The sequence below is a fragment of the Aggregatibacter kilianii genome (assembly GCF_003129965.1).
Lineage (GTDB): Bacteria > Pseudomonadota > Gammaproteobacteria > Enterobacterales > Pasteurellaceae > Aggregatibacter > Aggregatibacter kilianii_A.
Genome location: NZ_NRCJ01000017.1, coordinates 1 through 19,815, shown reverse-complemented (window position 1 = coordinate 19,815; position 19,815 = coordinate 1). Strand labels below are relative to the sequence as shown.

The window sequence follows — 19,815 nt, the reverse complement described above, 5'->3', positions numbered from 1 at the left end:
TACCTCGACGGGCAAATCTATTACAATGACAACAACTTTCACATCTAGCAAAAGGACAGAACTATGATTATCGTAACAGGCGGCGCGGGCTTTATCGGCAGCAACATCGTCAAAGCATTAAACGACATGGGTCGTAAAGATATTTTAGTGGTGGATAACTTAAAAGACGGCACAAAATTCATCAATCTAGTGGATTTGGACATCGCCGATTATTGCGACAAAGAAGATTTCATCGCCTCCATTATCGCCGGCGACGACTTAGGCGACATCGACGCCGTGTTCCACGAAGGCGCATGCTCCGCCACCACTGAATGGGACGGCAAATACATCATGCACAACAACTACGAATATTCCAAAGAGTTGCTGCATTATTGCTTAGATCGCCAAATCCCGTTCCTCTATGCCTCCAGCGCCGCCACCTACGGCGACAAAACCGAATTCCGCGAAGAACGCGAATTTGAAGGTCCATTGAACGTGTACGGCTATTCCAAATTCCTATTCGACCAATATGTGCGCGCCATCCTGCCGGAAGCGCAATCGCCGGTGTGCGGTTTCCGTTACTTCAACGTGTACGGCCCGCGTGAAGGTCACAAAGGTTCCATGGCAAGCGTGGCGTTCCACTTAAACAACCAAATCCTGAAAGGCGAAAACCCGAAATTATTTGCCGGCAGCGAACACTTCCGCCGCGATTTCGTGTATGTGGGCGACGTCGCCGCCGTGAACATTTGGTGTTGGCAACATAACATCTCCGGCATCTTCAACTGCGGCACCGGCAACGCCGAATCCTTCGCCGAAGTGGCAAAAGCCGTAATCAAATTCCACAACAAAGGCGAAGTGGAAACCATCCTGTTCCCGGAACACTTAAAATCCCGCTACCAAGAATACACCCAAGCGGACTTAACCAAACTGCGCGCCACCGGCTACGACAAACCGTTCAAAACCGTGGCGCAAGGCGTGGCGGAATATATGGCGTGGTTGAATAAATAATCTCCTCTCCCGTATTCAAAACCACAATAAAGTGCGGTAAAAAAAGCAACGCTTTTTCAACGCTGGCTTTGCCAACGGCCCTTTAGGGTGAATAAGCGAACGAATGCACTTATGAATAAAATTCATCGTGTTTTTTAACCGCACTTTTACCACCACAAGGCTAAACATGAATATCCTGATTATCGGCCCGTCTTGGGTCGGCGATATGATGATGTCGCACAGTTTGTATCAACAACTCAAACGCCAATATCCGAATTGCCAAATCGACGTGATGGCGCCCAATTGGTGTAAGCCCTTGTTGGCGCGTATGCCGGAGGTGCGCAACGCCATTGAAATGCCGCTTGGGCACGGCAAATTCGCCTTGTGCGAGCGCTACCGTTTGGGCAAAGCATTGCGTAATCAATATGATATGGCGATTGTGTTGCCGAATTCGTTGAAATCGGCGTTGATTCCGCTGTTTGCGAAAATCGCCGTGCGTCGCGGCTGGAAAGGGGAAAGCCGCTATTTTCTGCTCAACGATTTACGCCGCAACAAACGGGATTACCCGATGATGGTGCAGCGTTATGTGGCGTTGGCGTTTGAACAAGATGCCGTGCCGCAAGCCACCGACATTCCGGTGCTCAAACCTTATTTGACCGTCGAGCCGACGCAACAGGCAGAAACCTTAAAAACATTTGAAAAACAGACCGCACTTTTAGGCGGGCGTCCGATTATCGGTTTCTGCCCCGGCGCGGAATTCGGTCCGGCGAAGCGTTGGCCGCATTATCATTATGCCGAATTGGCGCGGATGCTCATTGAACAGGGTTACGCGGTGGAACTGTTCGGTTCGCCGAAAGATGTGGACGCCGGTGAGCAAATTCGTAACGCCTTACCTGCCGAATTGCAACCTTTCTGTTTGAATTTGGCGGGGCAAACCAACCTGAATCAGGCGGTGGATTTAATCGCCAACTGCACCGCTGTGGTCAGCAATGACAGCGGCTTAATGCACATCGCCGCCGCCACGGATCGTCCGTTGGTGGCGTTATACGGTCCGACCAGCCCGCACTACACCCCGCCGTTATCGGACAACGCCGAAATCATTCGTTTAATTGAAGGCGATTTGATTAAAGTGCGCAAAAGTACCGACAGCGCGGAGGGGTATCATCAGAGTTTGATCGATATTATTCCTGAAAAAGTGATGGAAAAACTGACCGCACTTTTGAAGAAACATAAATAACTCGGAGAATAAATGGAAATCACATTTCAACCTGCATTAGATAAAAATTATTCTAAAGCCTCCCGAGCACTTAGCCGCAATGCTTATAAACAAAATAAATTCAGCAAAATGATACATGCAGGCGATTTTTTGTTGTATTTATTTTTTCTCATCCCAAGCATTTACATTGCTTATGAAATGATGAACTGGGAAGAGGAATTTTATAGTTATTATGAAAATATCTTAGCCTACTATGCAGGACATATATTGCTTGCCATCTCAGTCTTCGCATTTCTATATGCTGTTTTAATACGACATTATTTATATAACCTTGCTTTTCGAAGTCAGGTATATAGCGGAATTGAGAAAGAAAAGAAAACTATACGAATTCAAGAAGATGGGTTATATGTGGAAATAGAGACTTGCCGCACTTTGTATAATTACAACTATATTCACCACATTGAAAATAAATTTGGTTATTTAACAATAAGAATTAATACCGGCTTCTTTTTACTCATTCCTCATTCGGCTTTCAGCGACGAGAGTCAACGATTGGTATTTGAAACCGCTTTACAAGAAAAAGTAAAAACGCATCAAACCGTTCTTTAGGGCATAAGTAGACGTTGCTTATTCCCCCTGATTACACGCCAAAAGTGCGGTCATTTTTTTCATTAAATTTCTGATCAAACTCTTTGGGGGCAATGGGTTAAAAGATCTATACTATCGCCCTGATTTACCATTTCGGAGTTGTTATGCCGGATCGCTCACCTAATATCACAACACATGATCCTTTCGGCAGCCTGTTGGGTTATGCGCCCGGCGGCGTTGCCATTTATTCTTCAGATTACAACACGGCGGATGCGCAGGAATTCCCTGATGATGCCGCTTTTCGTAGCTACCTCGGCGGCGAATACATGGGCTACAAATGGCAGTGTGTGGAGTTCGCGCGGCGCTATCTTTACCTTAATTACGGCATGGTGTTCACCGATGTGGGCATGGCGTACGAAATCTTTTCGTTGCGCTTCTTGCGTCAAGTGGTGAACGACGCGTTGTTGCCGTTACAAGCCTTTGCCAATGGCGGCAAGCGTGCGCCGGCATGCGGTGCATTGCTGATTTGGCAGGAAGGCGGGGAGTTTAAACACACCGGGCATGTGGCGATTATCACCGAGGTGCTGACGGACAGAGTGCGTATCGCCGAACAAAATGTGATTCATTCCCGCCTGCCGAGCGGTCAGCAATGGACGCGCGAGCTGCCGATGACGGTTACGGCGGAAGGTTATCGCTTGCAGGATACCTTTGATGACACGGAAATTCTCGGTTGGATGATTCAAACGGACAACGAGGAATTCAGCCTGCCGCAACCGATGCCGGAAGCGGCGAAACTCGCCATTCATGCGGAACGCGTCGAAAACCAAGGGCAATTCGCGGCAAATTGGCTTAATGAGGAAAAACCGTTGGAAGCGGCTTATGTGAAGGCAATGCAGGGGCATAGAGTGAATCACGGCGACCAATATCGCTATTTCACGCTGTCGGAAAGCGCACAGCATGAATTAATTCGCGCCACCAACGAGTTGCATTTGATGTATTTGCACGCTACCGACAAAGTGCTGAAAGACGATAAGTTATTGCAATATTTCAACATTCCTAAACTGCTTTGGCCGCGTCTGCGTTTATCTTGGCAAAATCGCCGTTATCAAACTATCACCGGCAGAATGGATTTTTGTCTGGATGAGCGCGGTTTGAAAGTGTATGAATACAACGCCGACTCCGCCTCCTGCCATGCCGAAGCGGGGGCGATTCTACCGCGCTGGGCGGCACAAGCAGGCTTAACCGCAGGGCATGACCCAAGCGAGGGCTTGCGCAACGCCTTGGCGGACACTTGGAAACACAGCCACGCCACGCCGCTGGTGCATATTATGCAGGATCATGATGCGGAGGAAGAATATCACGCCCTCTTTATGCGCGATGCGCTGACGCAAGCAGGCTTCAACACCAAAATCATCCACGGCACGGAGGGCTTGCATTGGGACACCCGTGGGCAATTGTTGGACGATGAAAATCAACGGGTACAAAGCGTGTGGAAAACCTGGGCGTGGGAAACCGTGCTGGAACAATTGCGGGAAGATGCCACAGGGCGCGAGGTCGCCCCGCCGATCCGCACCGGTTATGCGGAAGATAAAGTGCGCTTGATTGACGTGCTGTTACGCCCGGAAGTATTGGTGTATGAACCGTTATGGACGGCAATTCCGAGCAATAAAGCCATTTTGCCGGTGTTGTGGTCATTGTTCCCGAATCACCGCTATTTGTTGGAGGCCGGGTTTGAACTGACGCCTGAATTAATCGCTAACGGCTACGCGCAAAAACCCATTGCCGGTCGGCGCGGCGATAACGTGAAACTGATTGGCGAATGCAAAACGGTGTTGGACAGCACCAACGGGCGTTTTGATAAACAAGAAAACATTTACCAGCAACTCTGGTGTTTGCCGAAAGTGGAAGATCAGTATGTGCAGGTGTGCACCTTCACCGTGGGCGGACATTACGCCGGCAGCTGTTTACGCTCCGATCCGACCCGCGTGATTGTGGGTGACAGCGATATGCAGCCGTTGCGTATATTGAGCGATAAAGCCTTTATGCAAAAAGCCAAATAAGTATAAACGGCAATCAAAATAGGCACCTTGAAGGTGCCTATTTCATTTAAAGTGCGGTTAAAAAATCCAACGTTTTTCCACCGATTTATTTTTTCTCTTTTGACGCTTCCGGTTTCACTTCCGCATCTTGCAACCAACCCGGTGACACTTGGCTCATATCCGGCAGGTTGTGCGCAATACCTTTATGGCAATCAATACAGGTTTTGCCGTTTTCCTGTGCAAATTTATGCATTTTTTGCGCCACGGTTTTTTGTTGGGAGAAATCCATTCGATCCATTTTGTGGCAATTGCGACATTCTTGAGAATCGTTGGCTTTCATACGTTCCCACTCGTTTTCCGCCATGTGCGGACGACGGGCGTTGAATTTCTCCAAGGTGTCGGTTAAGCCCATGTAATGGGCGTACACTTCTTTTGCCGCCACCATTTTACGCCACATTTTCGGTCCGAATTCGTGCGGCACGTGACAATCCGGGCAGCTGGCGCCCACGCCGGTGCGGGTTTGATAATGTACGCTGTGCAAATATTCCGGGTACGCATCATTCATGTGACAGCCGGCACAAAATTGCTCGGTATTGGTTTGTTCCAAACCGTAGTTAAAACCGACCCAGGACAAAATACCGCCGATAAAGGATAAGACGATAATCGTGCCTACCGCAATACGGCTAGGCGATCTGAACCAACGCCAGAATCGCACTAAAACATTAGGTTTCTTCGCTGACATAACCACCTCTTAATTATTTTCCGTAACCTTTCATCGGTTTGAATTCATTTGGCACGATTGGCTCAACATCGGATTGAGAAACGTGGCATTGTAAACAGAAATAACGACGCGGAGAGGAGCTGGAACCAAGGTTGCCGTCACGATCCATAAAGTGGGTCGGGCTTATACGGGTAGCGCCGGTGACACGGGAGGCTTCAACGCTGTGGCAATTTAAGCATTGGTTCACGTTTTTTGTCACCTGATAATTTTTCACGCTATGCGGCACCATAGGTGGTTGGTTTACATAGTTTAACGCCGGCAATTCGCTTTGTTTCGGCGCATCATGGAATGCCGGTGCAACGCTTTCCGGTGAATTATTGAAAAAGTCACCGGCACCTTCCGTTGGCTGTTGTGCCATGACAGACGTGGCGAACAATGCCGAAAATAGCGCACCGCTAAAAGCAAAGAGATTTTTTCTAGTCATTTTTAATCACTCCCCCGAATGATGGAATTTTTTGTTTTTATTGGTTTAAGGTGACGATAGGAATATCGTTGTTAAACCTATGGCTAAAGGTAAATACGTTTTCAGCGCAAACATCAATGCAGCGTCCGCAACTGATACAATCTTGTGAAAGCACAAGCAGGCTTTCGTTATTTTTTCCGTGTAATGGTGAACGTAACACTTGCGGTTCGGGACAAACGTTGTAGCAATCCATGCAATTATCACATCTTGCTCTGTCGATCACTTTGACCCGAATCAGGCTTTTCGCACCGATCACGCCATAAGTGGCGCCAATCGGGCACAAATGTCCGCACCAACCGTGTTCAACAATCAATAAGTCAAAGAAAAATACTGCTAAAACCAACCATACCGTGGCACCGAAGCCGTAAATTAATGCACGCCCTAATGCCGCTACCGGATTAATCCATTCCCACAGCAACAAACCGCTTACTGCGCTACCGACTAAAATCATCAGCAAAATGGCATAACGCAAGCCGCGCGGGATTTTCGCCGTTTGGCGAATCCCCAGTTTGCGACGCAGCCAGGCGGCACAATCGGTGACCACATTCAGCGGGCACACCCAACCACAAAAGACTTTGCTGCCTAACAAGGCGTAAAGACCAAAGATAATCAACGCACCGATGAGGGTCAGCGAGCCCGGTAAATGCCCGGTAGAAAGGCTTTCCAGCGTAATCAGCGGATCGCTTAACGGAATCACGTCGAGCAACAGGCTTCCGCTGTAATTGCCTTTCAAAATCCACACGTCAAAGTACGGGCCGCTTAAAAACATCATTAGGATGCTTAATTGCGTAAGTCTGCGCCAGAATAAAAACCGATTGGCGTGCCACCAGCCCAGTTTTTCCCGCGCTTCTCTGCCTGCAAATTTAGGTGCATTCGCCATTACTTGCCTCCTAGCGTCGGTGCCAGAATCGGCTCCGGAATCTCTTCCGCGCCCATTGTCGGCATACCGGCTTCCGGCATACGGGTCGGCATGGAAATCAAATCTTTCGGCGCCAGAGAATGTCCCGCTCTCGCTTTTTCTTCCCAGCCCAAACGATAATGTTTGCCTAAGACGCCTTTCGCCAAGTGCATCGGCAACACTTTAATCGCCGCCTCCTCCAAGACACAAGCCTGTTCGCATTTGCCGCAGCCGGTACAGGCATCGGAATGCACGGTCGGAATAAATACCGCGTGCTTGCCGGTGCGTTCGTTACGATGACTTTCCAAGGTAATGGCTTTGTCGATTAACGGACACACCCGATAGCACACATCGCAACGCAATCCCTGCCAGTTCAAACAGGTTTCGTGATCCAACAGCACCGCCAACCCCATACGGGATTCGTTAATGTCCTGTGCTTCACGATCTAACGCGCCGCTTGGACAAGCATGGGCACACGGAATATCCGGACACATTTCGCAGGGTTTATCCCGTGCGATAAAGTACGGCGTACCGGCTTCCATCGGCGAGAGCAATGACGCCAAATGCAACATATCGTAAGGGCAGGCTTGCACGCACTGACCGCAACGAATACAAGCGGCGGCAAATTTTTCTTCGTCTTCGATGGCAAAGGGCGGACGCAATGCCACGCCCTCTCGCGCCAAACTTTGTTTTTGCTGTAAGCCAAGCAACAAGCCAAGCCCTACAAGCCCACCGGCGGTGCGGGTAGCATCTTTAAGGAACTTACGGCGTTCGGGCGTTACAGTCGGTTTTTGCATATTCTTTCGATTTTTTGACCGCACTTTTTTGCCTTGGAGACAGAAAAGTGCGGTTGATTTTCACCACGTTTTTTAAGCCGCTTTTTCCACTTTCACCGCACATTTTTTGAAATCGGTTTCTTTGGAAATCGGGTCGGTGGCATCCAAGGTTAATTTGTTCGCCAACTGACCGGCATCAAAGAAGGTGGTATAAACCAAGCCTTCCGGCACTTTGTTACGTCCACGGGTATCCAAGAAGGAAATCATTTCACCGCGACGGGATGAGATTTTGATCTTATCGCCATGACGCAAGCCGCGTTTTTGTGCATCCGTCGGGTGCATCCAAACCACATTATTCGGGAAGGAACGGTGTAATTCCGGTACGCGACGGGTCATAGTGCCGGTGTGCCAGTGTTCCAACACACGACCGGTACAGAGCCACAAATCGTATTCCGCATCCGGTGATTCTGCAGGCGGCTCATAAGGCACGGCAAGAATGATCGCTTTTTTATCCGGATAACCATAGAACGCCACGCCTTCGCCTTCTTTGACGTACGGGTCATAGCCTTCGCGGTAGCGCCACAAGGTTTCTTTGCCATCCACCACCGGCCAGCGTAAACCGCGCGCTTTGTGGTAGGTGTCAAAGGAAGCCAAGTCGTGACCATGGCCGCGACCGAAAGTGGCATATTCTTCAAACAAGCCTTTATGTAAATAGAAACCGAAGTGATGTGACTCATCATTTAATTGACCTTCCGCAAGTTCACTTAACGGGAATTTGTCCACCTGACCGTTGCGATAGAGCACTTCGTATAGGGTTTTGCCTTTGTATTCCGGGTTTTTCTCTAAAATTTCCGCCGGCCACATTTCGTCGGTGGTGAAATATTTGGAAAATTCCACTAATTGCCATACGTCGGATTTAGCTTCGCCCGGCGCTTTTACTTGTTGACGCCAGAATTGGGTACGACGTTCCGCGTTGCCGTAAGCCCCTTCTTTTTCCACCCACATAGCAGTTGGCAACATCAAGTCGGCGGCTAAACAGGAAACGGTCGGATACGGGTCGGACACCACGATGAAGTTGTCCGGATTACGCCAGCCCGGGAAGGTTTCTTCATTAATGTTCGGACCGCCCTGCATATTGTTGGTACACATTTGCCACAACACACGCATTTTACCGTCTTTTAACGCACGGCTTTGGGCAACGGCGTGGAAGCCCAGCACGTCAGTGATAAGACCCGCCGGCAATTTCCAGATTTTTTCAGCGATTTCACGGTGTTTCGGATTGGTCACCACTAAGTCTGCCGGTAAGCGGTGGATAAAGGTTCCTACCTCACGCGCCGTACCGCAAGCGGACGGTTGACCGGTCAAGGAGAACGGGCCGCAACCCGGAATGGAAATTTTACCGGTGAGCAAGTGAATGTTGTAAATGAGGTGGTTCGCCCATACGCCACGGGTGTGTTGGTTAAAGCCCATGGTCCAGTAAGAAACCACTTTTTTATTCGGATCGGCATACAATTTCGCCAAACTTTCCAGTACGTCCTTCGGCACACCGGACATTTCATGTGCTTTGTCTAAGGTATATTCGGCAACCAAGGCTTTTAATTCATCAAAGTTGCTGTCATACATTTTGCCTGCCGTTTTCACATTTTTCGCTTTTTGTTCTAACGGATTTTCAGGGCGCAAGCCGTAACCGATGTCAGTTTCGCCGCGTTTGAATTTGGTGTGTTTATTGACGAAATCCCAGTTAATGGCATCGTTTTGGATTAAATAATTAATGATGTAGTTTAAAATCACCAAGTCGGTGTGCGGTTTGAAGATTAGACTGTAATCCGCCAACTCGAAACTACGGTGTTCATAAGTGGAAAGTACGGCAACTTTCACATCAGGATTAGATAAGCGACGATCGGTAATACGGGACCACAAAATCGGGTGCATTTCCGCCATGTTAGAGCCCCAAAGCACGAAGGCTTCGGCGTGTTCGATGTCGTTATAGCAACCCATCGGTTCATCCATACCAAACGTACGCATGAAAGCGACTGCCGCAGATGCCATACAGTGACGGGCGTTCGGGTCAATATTATTGGAACGGAAACCGGCTTTCCAGAGTTTGGATTTGGCATAGCCTTCAAAAATGGTGGTTTGTCCGGAACTGAACATTCCCACACCGTTCGGGCCTAATTCTTTGATTGCGGCTTTGAATTTTTCCGCCATGGTGTTGAATGCGGTTTCCCAGCTAACCGGCGTGAAATCCCCGTTTTTATCGTATTTGCCGTCTTTCATGCGTAACATCGGCTGGGTCAAACGGTCTTTACCGTACATAATTTTCGGCAAGAAATAGCCTTTAATACAGTTCAAACCACGGTTCACCTCCGCATCCGGGTCACCTTGAGATGCCACAACGCGACCATCTTTTGTTCCCACCAACACGGCACAACCGGTACCGCAGAAACGACAAACCGCTTTATCCCATTTAATCTCGGATTCCGCAGCCTCAACATTTTTCACCGGAATGCTTAATCCGGCTGCCGTTGCTGCAGCCATCGCAGCATTGGCTTTCATAAAGTCTCGACGACTTAAATTCATAGCGTTTCCCCCACTATTTTTATATATGATTTTGATTATTCAGGTTGTTCGTCCTGTTGATGATAAATCAGCGACACCGTGATCACGCCGTCAATCTCTTTTGCAGACTCCATATTTTTCAGCAAAATATGCTGATCATGAGATTGCATCACGGCAACAATCTTGCCGATTTTTTCATCAAAGGTCGGCACTTCAGTATGTGGAATCGCCAAAAGTGCGGTGCGAATCGCCGCTATTTTTTGCGGCTTGCCTTGCACTATCAAACCGACAACATGCCAGTTTTGAGCGGTTTCCATGGTTAAAGTATCTTTATTATTCATTGTTCTTTCGGATAACGTATTTTTATCGTATTGATTGGATATTTTTCATCTCAGTGTCATAACCACGACGGTCTTTCGCATGATGACTTTTTTAGCGATAAATCTATTTTTAGGTCTCGCATATTAATTCGTTGCCCATGAATTCCTATCACTACAAATGAGTATTTTAGGGCTCTACCCCGGGTAATTTATGGCTAATTTGTTTTAGATCAAATTTCGTCATTCACTCCCGCCTTACGTTGCCTTTTAAAAACTCTTGTAAAATCCACCGCACTTTTTTGTTAAACTAGCGGCACGTTTTCCACCAAGGCTTTTTATTGTGAAAATCAAACATTCCGTTTCCACCCGCATTGCCAACTATCTGATGGTCATTATTATCTTTGTCGGCATTATTGGCGCGTTAAGTCTGGCGTTAATGGCGGGTAATCGTTCCTATGCGGAAGCGATTAACGTATCCGGCTCATTGCGTATGCAGAGTTATCGCCTGTTATATGAAATTGAACACGAGCCGCAAATGGTGGAAACGAGCTTGCGTCAATATCGCGTCAGTCTGCATTCAAAATCCTTGCTGGAAATCAATTATCAACCCTTTGTGTCGCAAGACGTGAAAGATGCCTACCACAATTTGATCAAACGCTGGGAAACCATGGAGCGCTTGGCGCGCGAGCAAAATTTCAGCGAATATCAAAAGAACATTGCCAATTATGTGAAACAAGTGGATCAGTTTGTGTTCACGTTGCAGCATTCGGCGGAGGAAAAGTGGATTTGGGCGTTGTGCGTCATTATTTTTTCCATGTTGCTCATTGTTATTATGGTGTCTTATGTGAATTGGTACACCCGCAAAGCGGTGGTACGCCCCCTAGAACAACTCACCCGCGCCAGTACGCAGGTGCAAATGGGGCAGTTTAATCATATTCCGCTAGATCTGCGTAAAGAAGATGAGCTGGGGCATTTGGCGCGCACCTTCACCAAAATGGCATCGGAGTTGAGCAAACTGTATTCCGGCTTGGAAGCCACAGTGAATGAAAAAACGCAAAAGTTGCAACAAACCAACCGCTCTTTGACCACGCTGTATCACTGCTCCCAACTGGTCACCACCAATAAAATCGACGGCAAAATTTTGCAACTGGTGCTACAAAATGTCATGATTAGCGAGCATTTGCGTTATTTGGAACTGGACGTGCTGGATGCGGCACATTTGCACATTTGCTTAGGCGTGAAAGACGAGCGCTTAGAATCGCAACAAACGGAAGTGAATATTGAAGGGGAAACCCTGGCGGTGTTGTATTGGCAGGCGGGTTTGCCTTGTCCTGATTTACGCACCATGCAAAATGTGGCGCAAATGCTCAGTCGTTCTTTGTATTTTCAACGCACGCAACGCCAACAGGAGCAATTATTGTTGATGGAAGAACGCGCCATTATCGCCCGCGAATTGCATGATTCCTTGGCGCAAGTGCTGGCGTTTTTGCAAATTCAGCTGACGTTGTTAAAACATAACTTAAATAAAGACGAAGCGGATTCCAAACAAAAAAGTTTATTGATCATTAAACAATTTGAACAAGCCCTGAGCGACGGTTACAGCCAGTTACGGGAATTGCTGGCGACCTTCCGCTTAACCATTCAGGAAGCCAATTTAAAACTGGCGTTGGAACAAGTGATTGACTCCTTACGTAATCAAACGGAGATTCAAATGAGCGTAGATTGCTCTTTGCCGTCGCAAAGTTTTAACGCACAGCAGTTGGTAAACGCCTTGCAAATCGTACGCGAAGCGGTGCTGAATGCCATTAAACATTCGCAAGGCACGCTTATTGAGGTCATCGCCCACACCAACGAAGACGGCGAATATGAACTTATTGTGCGCGATAACGGCGTTGGCATTCCAAGCTTGGAAGAGCCCGACGGACACTACGGGCTTAACATCATGCACGAGCGCAGCACCCAACTTAACGCTAGACTTACCATCGCCAACCGAGCAAGCGGCGGCACCGAAGTGAAAGTCACCTTGGCGCACACATTATCTTAATTCAGAGGAAAGCCATGCAGAATTTACAACCGTTCCACACTTTTTCCATTCCGGCGCATGCCGAAAAAATTATTGAAATCACCTCTATTCCGCAACTCAAACAGGTGTGGGACGAATGCCAACGGGAAAACCAGCCCGTGCTTTTTTTGGGGCAAGGCAGCAACGTGTTATTTGTAGAGGATTTCGCCGGCGCGGTATTGATTAATCGTCTGCGCGGCATTCAACACAAGGAAGACGAACATTTTCATTATTTGCATGTGAACGGCGGCGAAGTGTGGCATGACTTGGTGCAATGGAGTATTGAACAAGGCATTTACGGCTTGGAAAACCTCGCCTTAATCCCGGGCTGTGCCGGCTCCGCGCCCATTCAAAACATCGGTGCCTACGGCGTGGAATTTAAAGACGTCTGCGATTATGTGGACGTGTTAAACCTCAACTCCGGCGAGCAATTCCGCTTAACCCATCAAGAATGCGATTTCGGCTATCGCGAGAGCATATTCAAACACAAATACGCGCAAGGGTATGTGGTGACGGCTGTCGGCTTAAAGCTGGCGAAAGATTGGAAGCCGGTATTGAAATACGGCAACTTGGCAAATCTGGACAAAAGTGCGGTCGGTTCTGCGGACGTTTTTGCCGAGATTTGTGCCGTTCGCCAAAGCAAATTGCCTGACCCGAAACAATTCGGCAACGCAGGCAGCTTCTTCAAAAACCCTGTCGTTTCCGCTCAACAATTTGAGCGCCTACAACAAGAATATGCGACGATTCCGCATTTTCCGCAAGCGGACGGAAACGTAAAATTGGCGGCGGGTTGGCTTATTGATCAATGCGGCTTGAAAGGCTATCAAATCGGCGACGCGGCAGTCCATCAACAACAAGCCTTGGTTATCATTAACAAAGGTAATGCCACCGCCTCCGATGTGGTTGAATTAGCACATCATATTTATCAATTAGTCGCCCTTCGCTTTGACGTTCGCTTACAACCGGAAGTACGCTTTATCGGGAAACAGGGTGAAGTGGATAGCCAACAAACCATTAGCTAACTTGGGGAATACCATGACTTTTAATGAAATCTTGGCAACATTGCCGACTATTGACCACTTAACCGGCATCAACATCTTAGATAACGGCAAGCCGATTCACCAAATTCCTGCCGTGCCGGGCAAATTGGGCTCATTACGGGTGTATAACGCACTGGCAACGGAATTTAACGGAAAATTAGACCGCACTTCGGCGCAAAAAGGGTTGCACCTCTTCGCCGAGCATACGGAAGATGCGCGCCAAACCAAGGGGAAACACCCGAACATTGATTTGCTGTTGCAAGTGATTCGGCAGGATTTGCATTACCAAATTGAGGTGTTTTAATGCAACAAAAATCCTTTCCCATTCCCGTTAGCTATTTCAGTATCGTTTTAGGTCTGTCTGCGCTAGGACTGGCATGGCGTTATGGCGCACAACATTTAGACTTACCCGCAGCAGTCGGTGAAATCTTACTTGGCATCGCCTTCGTCATTTGGTTAATTTTTATAACGGCATATGTTATCAAATGGTGCTATTTCACCGAACAAGCCAAAGAAGAACTTCATCACGTCATTCAATGCTGTTTTATTAGCTTAATTCCGATTACAAGCACGCTCATCGGTTTAGGCGCACTGCCTTATGCTTTTCCTGTGGCCGTCGGGCTCATTAGCTTCGGTATTATCGGTCAACTCCTTTTTGCCGCTTATCGCACCGCCGGATTATGGCGCGGACTACACAAACCGGAAGCCACTACACCGGTCATTTATTTACCGACGGTGGCAACCAATTTTGTCAGTGCCGGCGCAATGGGTGTGTTGGGTTATCCTGATTGGGGTATATTATTTTTCGGTGCCGGCGTGCTCTCTTGGCTCACCGTTGAACCCGCCGTTTTACATCGGTTACGCAATCTGGAACCGCTTCCCGCCCCAATCCGCCCTATTATCGGGATTCAATTGGCTCCGGCATTCGTAGGGTGCTCCGCTTATTTTGCCATCAACGGCGGTGAAGTGGACTTTTTAGTAAAAATACTGGTCGGTTACGGTTTGTTACAATTACTTTTTTTAATCCGCTTATTACCTTGGATCGGACAGAACGGATTTAGCGTGCCGTTTTGGGCGTTTTCATTCGGTCTGGCATCCATGGCAAATGTCGGATTACATTTGACTCAAACCGCCGGCTTCGGTACTCTTGGTATGGCGATATTCTGGTTTGCCTCCACGATGATTGGTCTTTTGATATTCGGTACCATCATCCTATTAATTCAGGGCCGTTTTTTTGTAAAATAGAAGAACTTTTAATACGGAATAGAGTCAAATAACCTATGAAAAGTTAAAGTCCAATCGCTAAAACCGATTAACTTAACACAGATTATATTGCATCGAATCGCGAGATTCGGTGATTGACAGAGAAGAAGGAAGATAATGGATAAAGAAACTCAAACAATGATGCTTGTTCCCCAAGGTAGTTTAGAAGCCTATATTCGCGCAGCCAATGAATACCCAATGCTGACCGCCGAAGAAGAAAAGGAACTGGCGGAGCGTTTGTATTATAAAGAAGATATTGAAGCGGCGAAAAAACTCGTGTTATCCCATTTGCGCTTTGTGATTCATGTGGCGCGCGGTTATTCCGGCTACGGCTTACCACAAGCGGATCTAATCCAAGAAGGCAACATCGGCTTAATGAAGGCGGTCAAACGTTTTAACCCGGAGGTGGGCGTGCGTTTGGTGTCTTTCGCCGTGCACTGGATCAAAGCGGAAATCCACGAATATGTTTTGCGTAACTGGCGCATCGTCAAAGTCGCCACCACCAAAGCGCAACGCAAATTGTTCTTCAACCTGCGCAAAACCAAACAACGTTTAGGTTGGTTCAACGAAAACGAAGTGGATATGGTCGCCAACGAACTTGGCGTCTCCCCGCAAGACGTGATGGAAATGGAATCGCGCATGACGGGTGCTGACGTAGCATTTGACTTACCGAGCGACGAACATGATGAAGAAACTTACGCGCCGGCATTGTATTTGGAAGATAAAAGCTCCAACTTTGCCGCCGAGCTGGAAAATGAAAACTACGAGGCGCAAGCCACCGATCAGCTTGCCGTCGCATTAGAAAATCTTGACGCGCGTAGCCAAGACATCATCAAAGCCCGCTGGTTAGACGAAACCAAAGCTACGTTGCAGGATTTGGCGGCAAAATATAACATCTCCGCCGAACGTGTCCGTCAATTAGAAACCAACGCCTTGAAAAAACTGAAAAGTGCGGTGGCTTTTTAAAACGTTTTTAAGGTACACATATCAGTAAAAAAACCGCTCGATTGAGCGGTTTTTGTTTTGCCTAAAATTCCTTTATTTTGTTGGGATTTCAGCCAGAAGTTGGGTGATGAGCGCCCAGAAAATCTGCACTGCCGGGATGTGAACTTTTTCATCCGGGGAGTGGGCGTTTTTGATGGTCGGACCGACGGAAACCATATCCATGTTCGGATAAATTTTCTTCAGTAAACCGCACTCCAAACCGGCATGAATCACTTTAATGGTCGGTTCGTAGCCCAGCACTTGCGCGTAAATTTTGTGGGTCAAATCGACGATCGGGGAATGCGCCTGCGGTTCCCAGCCCGGATAGGAGCCGGAAAATTCGGCATGGGCGCCGCTTAATACCGCAAGCGATCGCAGCATTTCGTTGACATATTCTTTGCCGCTTTCAATAAGCGAGCGCACTAAAATCGTGGCTTTAATCTGATTTTCTTCGGTTTTCAATACGCCGACGCTAAGGGACGTTTCCACGATATTTTCCAATACGTCGCTGTTGCGAATCACACCGTTCGGCAATACGTTCAAAAGATGAATAATGCGTTGCGTGGTGGAAGCGTTAAAGGTTTTTTCTGGTTTTTCAATCGGTTGCAAATCAAAGGAGAGGTTAGGCTCAACTAACGCCAATTCGGCTTTCAATAAAACACTGAAATTTTCCACCGCACTTTTTAGCTGCGCCGCCTCCCCGTTGAAGTTTAACGTCGCGAACGCCTCACGCGGAATGGCATTGCGAATAGAGCCGCCTCGAATATCATTTAAAGCGAACTCAAAGTGCGGTTGATTTTGCGAGAGTTTTGCTAAGAAACGTGCCAGCACTTTAATGGCATTGGCGCGTCCGGTGTGAATATCCACGCCGGAATGTCCGCCGCGCAAGCCTTTTAACACGACTTGATAACTGTGCAAGAAGTGATTATTTTGATATTCAACGGGTAATGTTATGTTGGCGTTTTCACCACCGGCACAGCCCACATAAATGTCCGCGTTCTCTTCCGTATCGGTGTTGATCATGATGTCGCTTTGTAGCCAGTTCGGACGCAAGCCAATGGCGCCTTCCATGCCGCGTTCTTCCGTCATGGTAAGCAAGACTTCTAAGTCCGGATGCGGTAAATCGTCACTGTCTAACACGGCTAAGGTCGCCGCCATGCCGATGCCGTTGTCCGCGCCTAAGGTAGTATCTGTTGCACGCACCCACTCGCCGTCAATGTAAGGTTGAATCGGGTCAGTAGCAAAATTATGCGCGTGCCCTTCATTGGCTTGCGGCACCATGTCCAAATGCGCCTGTAAGGCGACTTTTTGGCGATTTTCCATGCCTTTTGTCGCCGGTTTTCGGATTAATACGTTACCTGCTTCATCCCGCTCGGCATAAAAACCTTTGCCTTTTGCCCAATTGACGATAAATTCTGCCAATTCATTTTCTTGATAGGACGGATGCGGAATGGCGCAAATTTGATCGAACCATTTCCACAGTAAATTCGGGTTTAATTGTTGTATTTCTGACATACTTCCTCCTTAAAAAATTGGGGAAAATAATAGCATAAAATGCCGTTTCAGGTTATCCTAACGCCATTTTTATTTCCTGGGCGAGGGCCCGTAAAATTTGACAAAAGGTGTGTTTATGAGTGAAAAATATGTTGTGACGTGGGATATGTTCCATATGCACGCACGCAAATTATCCGAACGTTTACTTCCGGCTTCGCAGTGGAAAGGCATTATTGCCGTAAGCCGTGGCGGCTTGTTTCCGGCGGCGGTGCTTGCCCGCGAATTAAGCATTCGCCATGTAGAAACGGTTTGTATCGCCAGTTATAACCATGATACGCAGGGTGAATTGCAGGTGTTACACGCAGCGCAACTGGCAAATGGCGGAGAAGGCTTCATCATCATTGACGATTTGGTGGATACCGGCAACACGGCACGCGCCATTCGTGAAATGTACCCGAATGCCCGTTTTGTAACGGTTTTTGCAAAACCTGCCGGCGCCGAATTGGTGGATGATTATGTGGTGGATATTCCGCAAAACACTTGGATCGAACAGCCTTGGGATATGGGCATTTGTTTCGTTCCGCCGCTTGCCAGAAAATAAAACGATTGAAAAAATAACCGCACTTTTGTGGTATCCAAATGAAAAAAACGTGAGCTGAACGGGCTCACGTTTTTTGTTAATTTGGTGGAGCTGGGGGGAGTTGAACCCCCGTCCGAAATTCCTCTACCGTTAGTACTACACGTTTAGTCTGGTCTTTAAATTCACTTAACCCTGCGGACAGACACGCGATAATTAAGCTAGTTTGATTTTATTTAATGCTTCGATCCTCAAACGGCGGCTTCCACACGATCTCGTTTTGGTTTGACTCCGCTTTATCCCCGTCTTACGAGCGGAAGCTGGGGAGCGAAGGCTAAATGCAGGTTATTAAGCTGCTAAAGCGTATTGTTCGTCGTTTGCGACTATTTTTTTGCGGTTTATTTACGAGGCCTACCGCACCTCGACGTGCACCTCGGGCTTCGCTAATCCCGTCGAATCCAGAATCAGCCCCAAAAGCCCGTTAAGAATAGCAAAATATTAGATTAAATAAAAGATATTCAAAAATATTATTAAAATAATAATTTATATAAATTTTAGTTATAAGATAATTTGCATTGCTAAATCGTTATTTCTGAATGAACAACTATATTTATTCTAAAAAATAACATTTTTACTGACCTTTTTTCAAAATTCTCGACTCAGATCACAAATTTAACATTAAAATAACAATATTTTCTTCACTAAAATTTAACTTGTGATATAAATAAGGTTATTAAAACAATAACACTAAGGAAACTATTATGACAACTGTATCACAAAAACTTAAGGATGAATTCACGGAACTGGTAGGTGAGGTGAGTATTAAAAATTTATTTACCGGATATGGCATATTTCACTCGGGAATTATGTTTGCGCTTCATCAAAATGACAGTATTTTCCTCCGAGCAGAAGACGATCTGGTACCTTATTTAGAAAGTTTAGGGGCTGTAGCCTATTCAATCGATCCTAATAATACCAATAAATTAGCCCTTCACCGTTATTATCAATTACCCCATTCCCTTCGTAAAAATAAATCACTTTTTGAAAAGACCATCAAATTATCTATTCAACAAGCAAAATTGAAAAAGCTTGCCGAGGAATTAACGAAAAAAGAGCGAGTTAAGGAATTAGCCAATTTTTCTGTTAAACATGAAAGATTGCTCGCTAAGATCAATATTCATACGGTAAGCGAATTTCAATCGCTTGGAGCAATCCACAGTTATGTACGGTTAAAGAAACTCGGTATATCCGCCAATGTTGAATTGCTATGGACATTGTGTGGTGCATTGAAAAACAAGCATGTTTCTTTATTAACAGACAAAGAAAAAAGTACTATTCTGAGCAAAGTCAATGTATTACTGGAAGCAAATGGCTTGCGAAAAATTAAGATATAAAGATTGATTTTTAGATAAAACCAAACCGCACTTATCTTGTTAAGGTGCGGTATTTTTTTAGCCTATTTTCGCTATCTTGTCATCACATGCATTTTAACTAAACAAAAAGGCGTATCCTTCGATACGCCTTCTTAGGTGGATTGTCTTATCAATTATTTGATAATTTTAGCTACCACACCGGCACCTACTGTACGGCCACCTTCACGGATAGCAAAACGTAAACCTTGGTCCATCGCGATTGGGTGGATTAAGGATACGGTCATTTTGATGTTATCGCCGGGCATAACCATTTCCACACCTTCCGGTAACTCGATAGTTCCGGTTACGTCAGTCGTACGGAAATAGAATTGTGGACGGTAACCTTTGAAGAATGGAGTATGACGACCACCTTCTTC

At 46.9% G+C, this 19,815-nt stretch carries 19 protein-coding genes and 1 other RNA gene; 11 read left to right on the top strand and 9 right to left on the bottom strand.

The window, feature by feature from the left end; genetic code table 11:
* Positions 1-63: 63 nt before the first annotated feature.
* The 4 genes from rfaD (at position 64) to gss (ending at position 4,830) form a co-directional block, all read left to right on the top strand.
* Positions 64-987: an ADP-glyceromanno-heptose 6-epimerase gene (rfaD, locus tag DK430_RS11515; protein ID WP_109079205.1), complete on the top strand. Its 924-nt coding sequence runs from the start codon at positions 64-66 to the stop codon at positions 985-987.
* Positions 988-1,153: 166 nt separating this feature from the next.
* On the top strand, positions 1,154-2,203 hold the full coding sequence (gene waaF / locus DK430_RS11510; protein WP_109079204.1) for a lipopolysaccharide heptosyltransferase II: 1,050 nt from the start codon (positions 1,154-1,156) through the stop codon (positions 2,201-2,203).
* A gap of 12 nt (positions 2,204-2,215) precedes the next feature.
* Positions 2,216-2,791, top strand: a complete 576-nt coding sequence (locus DK430_RS11505) for a YcxB family protein (RefSeq protein WP_109079203.1) — start codon at positions 2,216-2,218, stop codon at positions 2,789-2,791.
* A 143-nt stretch (positions 2,792-2,934) separates the two neighbouring features.
* Positions 2,935-4,830 carry a bifunctional glutathionylspermidine amidase/synthase gene (gene gss / locus DK430_RS11500; protein WP_109079202.1) on the top strand — a complete coding sequence of 632 codons (1,896 nt, stop codon included), beginning with the start codon at positions 2,935-2,937 and terminating at the stop codon, positions 4,828-4,830.
* Positions 4,831-4,915: 85 nt separating this feature from the next.
* Here the strand turns inward: gss and DK430_RS11495 are convergent, their stop codons facing one another.
* The 6 genes from DK430_RS11495 to DK430_RS11470 form a co-directional block, all read right to left on the bottom strand.
* Positions 4,916-5,551, bottom strand: a complete 636-nt coding sequence (locus tag DK430_RS11495) for a NapC/NirT family cytochrome c (protein WP_109079201.1) — start codon at positions 5,549-5,551, stop codon at positions 4,916-4,918.
* A 13-nt stretch (positions 5,552-5,564) separates the two neighbouring features.
* Complete coding sequence (locus DK430_RS11490; RefSeq protein ID WP_109079200.1) at positions 5,565-6,014, bottom strand: nitrate reductase cytochrome c-type subunit; 450 nt, start codon at positions 6,012-6,014, stop codon at positions 5,565-5,567.
* 37 nt (positions 6,015-6,051) lie between these two features.
* A complete protein-coding gene (gene napH, locus DK430_RS11485; protein WP_109079199.1) occupies positions 6,052-6,933 on the bottom strand; it encodes a quinol dehydrogenase ferredoxin subunit NapH in 882 nt (293 codons plus the stop codon).
* Positions 6,933-7,748: a ferredoxin-type protein NapG gene (gene napG, locus DK430_RS11480; RefSeq protein WP_109079198.1), complete on the bottom strand. Its 816-nt coding sequence runs from the start codon at positions 7,746-7,748 to the stop codon at positions 6,933-6,935. Before napG ends, napH begins: the two co-directional genes overlap by 1 nt.
* Positions 7,749-7,820: 72 nt before the next feature.
* Positions 7,821-10,307, bottom strand: coding sequence for a nitrate reductase catalytic subunit NapA (napA, locus tag DK430_RS11475; RefSeq protein ID WP_109079197.1), 2,487 nt, complete (start codon positions 10,305-10,307; stop codon positions 7,821-7,823).
* A gap of 35 nt (positions 10,308-10,342) precedes the next feature.
* Entirely contained in the window at positions 10,343-10,627 is a 285-nt protein-coding gene (locus DK430_RS11470) for a chaperone NapD (RefSeq protein ID WP_109079196.1), read from the bottom strand.
* A 319-nt stretch (positions 10,628-10,946) separates the two neighbouring features.
* Here DK430_RS11470 and narQ point away from each other — a divergent pair, with 319 nt between their 5' ends.
* The 5 genes from narQ to rpoH all read left to right on the top strand — a co-directional run bounded on the left by narQ (position 10,947) and on the right by rpoH (position 15,937).
* Positions 10,947-12,650 (top strand): nitrate/nitrite two-component system sensor histidine kinase NarQ, encoded by a 1,704-nt coding sequence (gene narQ, locus DK430_RS11465; RefSeq protein WP_109079195.1) that lies wholly within the window; start codon positions 10,947-10,949, stop codon positions 12,648-12,650.
* A 14-nt stretch (positions 12,651-12,664) separates the two neighbouring features.
* Complete coding sequence (gene murB, locus DK430_RS11460) at positions 12,665-13,690, top strand: UDP-N-acetylmuramate dehydrogenase (protein ID WP_109079194.1); 1,026 nt, start codon at positions 12,665-12,667, stop codon at positions 13,688-13,690.
* Positions 13,691-13,703: 13 nt separating this feature from the next.
* Positions 13,704-14,012 (top strand): DUF2322 family protein, encoded by a 309-nt coding sequence (locus DK430_RS11455; RefSeq protein ID WP_109079193.1) that lies wholly within the window; start codon positions 13,704-13,706, stop codon positions 14,010-14,012.
* Positions 14,012-14,953 carry a dicarboxylate transporter/tellurite-resistance protein TehA gene (tehA, locus tag DK430_RS11450; protein ID WP_109079192.1) on the top strand — a complete coding sequence of 314 codons (942 nt, stop codon included), beginning with the start codon at positions 14,012-14,014 and terminating at the stop codon, positions 14,951-14,953. The genes DK430_RS11455 and tehA overlap by 1 nt, the downstream gene beginning before the upstream one ends.
* 135 nt (positions 14,954-15,088) lie before the next feature.
* On the top strand, positions 15,089-15,937 hold the full coding sequence (rpoH, locus tag DK430_RS11445) for an RNA polymerase sigma factor RpoH (RefSeq protein WP_109079191.1): 849 nt from the start codon (positions 15,089-15,091) through the stop codon (positions 15,935-15,937).
* A 72-nt stretch (positions 15,938-16,009) separates the two neighbouring features.
* On the opposite strand, the gene DK430_RS11440 is transcribed toward rpoH, so the two are convergent.
* On the bottom strand, positions 16,010-17,470 hold the full coding sequence (locus tag DK430_RS11440; protein ID WP_109079190.1) for an aminoacyl-histidine dipeptidase: 1,461 nt from the start codon (positions 17,468-17,470) through the stop codon (positions 16,010-16,012).
* 115 nt (positions 17,471-17,585) lie between these two features.
* Here DK430_RS11440 and gpt point away from each other — a divergent pair, with 115 nt between their 5' ends.
* Positions 17,586-18,050 (top strand): xanthine phosphoribosyltransferase, encoded by a 465-nt coding sequence (gpt, locus tag DK430_RS11435; protein ID WP_109079189.1) that lies wholly within the window; start codon positions 17,586-17,588, stop codon positions 18,048-18,050.
* Between the two features lie 82 nt (positions 18,051-18,132).
* Here gpt and ssrA read toward each other — a convergent pair.
* Positions 18,133-18,498: a transfer-messenger RNA gene (gene ssrA / locus DK430_RS11430) on the bottom strand.
* A gap of 289 nt (positions 18,499-18,787) precedes the next feature.
* Between ssrA and DK430_RS11425 the strand changes: the two genes are divergently transcribed.
* On the top strand, positions 18,788-19,420 hold the full coding sequence (locus DK430_RS11425; RefSeq protein WP_109079188.1) for a TfoX/Sxy family DNA transformation protein: 633 nt from the start codon (positions 18,788-18,790) through the stop codon (positions 19,418-19,420).
* 152 nt (positions 19,421-19,572) lie between these two features.
* Here the strand turns inward: DK430_RS11425 and DK430_RS11420 are convergent.
* Positions 19,573-19,815 (bottom strand): EF-Tu C-terminal domain-related protein (locus DK430_RS11420; protein ID WP_479873616.1); only part of this gene is annotated, 243 nt, incomplete at its 5' end.